Raw genomic sequence first — 3,593 nt, 5'->3', positions numbered from 1 at the left:
CGGATCAGCTCGGCACCGGCGGCGATGATACTCTCACATTGGGCTACACTTGTTTCGGTATCGAGCGTATTGGTATTGGTCATTGTCTGCACGACAACCGGATAATTTCCGCCCATAATGATATTTCCTACATGTACATCGACGGTAGGGCGGCGTTTGTAATTGAAAAAATCCATATTTTGTTATTTATTTCTTCAAAGGTAATACTTCTATCCAATATCCGTCGGGATCGATTATAAAATAGAGTCCCATTTTATGGTTTTCGTAACAGACACAGTCCATTTCCTTATGAAAAGCCCTTGTTTCGTCATAGTCTCCTTCCACACGGACGCACAGGTGTTGTTCGTTATCCCCCATATTGTAAGGCCTGTCCCAATCGCGAAGCCATGTGAGCTCAAGCGTAAAGCCTGTGACGCCGTCTCCCAGATAGACTAATATATAGGATCCGTCCGACGCTTCTTTCCTGCGGACTTCCTTCAGTCCCAATGCCTTGTCATAAAATTCGATACTTTTTTGGAGATCGAACACATTGATATTATAGTGGTCGAATCTTGCTTTTACTTCCATATTTTTTATTTGGTGATGAGTTAATAACTATTTGATGATTTGTTGAGTCGGCTGAAATGAGAACGGGAAGTAAGAATTAAAAACTCAGAAATTAGAACTCAGTAGTCTTGGAGCTTGATTCTTGATTCTAAAAATCTATGTTCTTTACTCAAACGTAAATGACTGCCCATAATGCGATAACGGCAAAAACTGGCAGTCATACCGGGCGGCAATCTCTTCAAAAAGATTTACCTTATCCCAGTTCTCCCCGAAATGCATGGGCAAGAAATGATCGGTTTTTATGCGTGACACAAATTGTTCCGCACCCCGCATAAAATATCTTCCCAGGCGCGGATCAACGGGAAACATAGCCAGATACAAACGACCGACCTGTTCCGCTAATAATTCCAGCTCACATAAAAAATAATTTTCATAGGAAAGCGCCTCTTCCGTGCTTACCTCTTCCTTCCAATGCCAATTGTTGAGATCGCCGGCATGAAAAAATTGACGGTTATTATATTCAACCAAAAAGGACCCACCGGCATCGGTCGACCCGAACGCCTTTATTGTAAGCCGGTGATCGCGGTAGACCTCTTCTTTTTCGAGATAAAGGGCGTCACCGTCGGCAGTTTTTCCGCTTTCCCACAGCTCCCGGGAAAAAATATAGCGGATATTCTTTTTCCGTTCCCTCCAGGAGAGAATTTCCGGATTAAAATGATCATAATGGGAATGCGAACACAGGACATAGAGCTCCTCTGCCTTATTGAGCAGGTAATCCTTTACCCAATCCGAACCATCTTCGCGGGGTGTATCCTTATAATAATCGAAGAGCACTGAGAACCCGTCGAATTCAATCAGATAGCAACTATGATATATATAGGTGATTGTCATAACCGAATTTCTTACCATTAATAACAACTGACCGGACAAATGTTCAATGGGTTTCACATAAAATTTGGTAAAAACAGTAGAAACCAGGCATGCGTAAAAACAGTTTTTATCTTTGTCCTCGCTTATTGAAAAAGTCCTCGCAACGGTATAATGTAATGCAAGTAAACTTGCCTTAACCAATAGCTCATTCAGCCGGAAGAGAAAAAAAATGTGGAGTCAATCCCCAATTTCAACCTTGATCCGCACCTTATTACCCATTAATTTCTTTCTTTACCGGACAGTGTATGTTTCATTAAAATATCAAAGAATCATGAAGAAGTATTTGGCAGAAATGATCGGTACGATGGTGCTGGTATTGATGGGCTGCGGTGCAGCCGTGTTTGCAGGGGCAGGGCAGCCTTTTGATTCCGTGGATACGCTAGGTGTTGCGTTTGCCTTCGGCCTTTCGGTAGTGGCAATGGCTTATGCCATCGGTAGCATTTCGGGGTGTCATATCAATCCGGCCATTACATGGGGGGTGTTTCTCTCAGGTAGGATGAGCGGTAAAGAGGCCGGCAGGTATATGATCTCTCAGGTGATCGGGGCTGTTTTAGGCTCTTCCATCCTCTGGTTTCTCGCAAAAGATTCCGGTTCCGCCACCACCCTTACCGGTGCCAACGGTTTTGCGGGGGGGCAGATGGTGGTAGCCTTCGTAGCCGAAACGGTGTTCACTTTCATCTTTGTATTGGTCGTGCTGGGGGTGACCGCCAGGAACGGGCTGAATAAATTCGCCGGTCTGGCTATCGGTCTCGCATTAGTGCTGGTACACATTGTCTGTATTCCCATCACGGGTACCTCGGTGAATCCCGCTCGTAGTATAGGACCGGCAATTTTTGAAGGAGGTACGGCATTGAGCCAACTTTGGTTGTTTATTGTAGCTCCGTTACTCGGTGCGACGATTGCTGCAATTGTCTGGAAAGGAATTACAGTCGAAAATGATGTAGTAAAAGCGGCATAATTTACACATCTGGAAAATTAAAGGGAGAGAGTGGCCACAATATGAGTTCACTCTCTTTTTCATGAAACGACCATCTAAATTATTAGGATCAAAAGTATAATTATTGCGAGCAACTGTGGGCTACGCCGATTTCCCATTCGACGACCGAATAGGAGTCAATCCCATATACCAATAAAAAAAATAGAACAATCATAGGAAATAAAGCGGACAATGAGAACTTATTTCTTTATAGAACGTTTAATTATTGCACATTTTTCGTAAATTTGCGCAGTTTTTCGAAAAAGAATCACGGCAAAATTCAATTACATGAGTCGTTTTCTGCACTCGACATAGTCAAAACAAGTTTTGCCTCTGTGCTCGTTTAACGAAAACGTTCAACTAAAGTTAGACTTTTTCTCACTATGACATAGTCCAAACCAGTTTGTCCTCTGCTCATTTAGCTTGACGAAAAAGTTGGTGGTAAAAAGATTTTTTATCAGGAAGATCAAAATTGAAAAAAATTATGAGTCACAATTTATTAAAAGGAAAAAAAGGGATTATTTTCGGTGCGTTGAACGATATGTCCATCGCCTGGAAGGTAGCCGAAAAAGCCGTCGAAGACTCCCGTAGCTGTCCGCATGGGAGACACGGCCAAGTTGGGAGAGAAACTCAATGCAGAGATTCTTCCGGCAGATGCCACCAATGTGGAAGACCTGGAAATGGTCTTTTCCAAATCGATGGAGATACTGGGCGGAAAAATCGATTTCGTACTGCATTCCATCGGTATGTCGCCCAATGTCCGTAAAAAACGGACATACGACGATCTCGACTACGATATGCTGGCAAAAACCCTTGATATCTCCGCTATCTCTTTTCATAAGATGCTGCAGGTAGCCCGCAAATTAGATGCCATTGAAAGAGGTGGCTCAATGCTCGCGCTCACCTATGTGGCCGCGCAGCGTGTTTTTTACGGTTATAACGACATGGCCGATGCCAAAGCGCTGCTCGAATCCATCACCCGCAGTTTCGGGTATATCTACGGACGCGACAAAGGGGTCCGTGTGAATACCATTTCGCAGTCGCCTACAATGACCACTGCCGGAAGCGGGGTAAAAGGGATGACCGACCTGATGGATTTCTCCGAAAGAATGGCCCCTCTCGGAAATGCCGATGCCGACGA

General features: G+C 44.1%; 4 protein-coding genes and 1 pseudogene. 2 read left to right on the top strand and 3 right to left on the bottom strand.

Going from position 1 to position 3,593, the window contains the following annotated elements; translation table 11 throughout:
* From Q0502_RS18885 to Q0502_RS18875, 3 genes are all read right to left on the bottom strand, one after another.
* A partial coding sequence (locus tag Q0502_RS18885) for a flavodoxin-dependent (E)-4-hydroxy-3-methylbut-2-enyl-diphosphate synthase (protein WP_298654125.1) occupies positions 1–176 on the bottom strand: 176 nt, incomplete at its 3' end.
* A 10-nt stretch (positions 177–186) separates the two neighbouring features.
* Positions 187–567, bottom strand: coding sequence for a VOC family protein (locus tag Q0502_RS18880; protein ID WP_298654123.1), 381 nt, complete (start codon positions 565–567; stop codon positions 187–189).
* Positions 568–711: 144 nt separating this feature from the next.
* A complete protein-coding gene (locus Q0502_RS18875) occupies positions 712–1,437 on the bottom strand; it encodes an MBL fold metallo-hydrolase (protein WP_298654122.1) in 726 nt (241 codons plus the stop codon).
* Between the two features lie 310 nt (positions 1,438–1,747).
* On the opposite strand from Q0502_RS18875, the gene Q0502_RS18870 reads away from it, so the two are divergent.
* On the top strand, positions 1,748–2,434 hold the full coding sequence (locus Q0502_RS18870) for an aquaporin (protein WP_298654120.1): 687 nt from the start codon (positions 1,748–1,750) through the stop codon (positions 2,432–2,434).
* 502 nt (positions 2,435–2,936) lie between these two features.
* Positions 2,937–3,593: pseudogene (locus Q0502_RS18865) on the top strand (SDR family oxidoreductase); the annotation flags it as partial.

Origin of the sequence: uncultured Proteiniphilum sp. (assembly GCF_937873925.1) — a bacterium.
GTDB lineage: Bacteria > Bacteroidota > Bacteroidia > Bacteroidales > Dysgonomonadaceae > Proteiniphilum.
Note: the sequence above shows the minus strand (reverse complement) of the source record. Positions and strands in the feature narration are given on the sequence as shown.

Excerpts from the sequence above, each read along its gene's own strand:
- Q0502_RS18880 (WP_298654123.1), bottom strand. The coding sequence starts at position 567 with ATGGAAGTAAAAGCAAGATTCGACCACTATAATATCAATGTGTTCGAT.
- Q0502_RS18875 (WP_298654122.1), bottom strand. The coding sequence starts at position 1,437 with ATGACAATCACCTATATATATCATAGTTGCTATCTGATTGAATTCGAC.
- Q0502_RS18870 (WP_298654120.1), top strand. The coding sequence starts at position 1,748 with ATGAAGAAGTATTTGGCAGAAATGATCGGTACGATGGTGCTGGTATTG.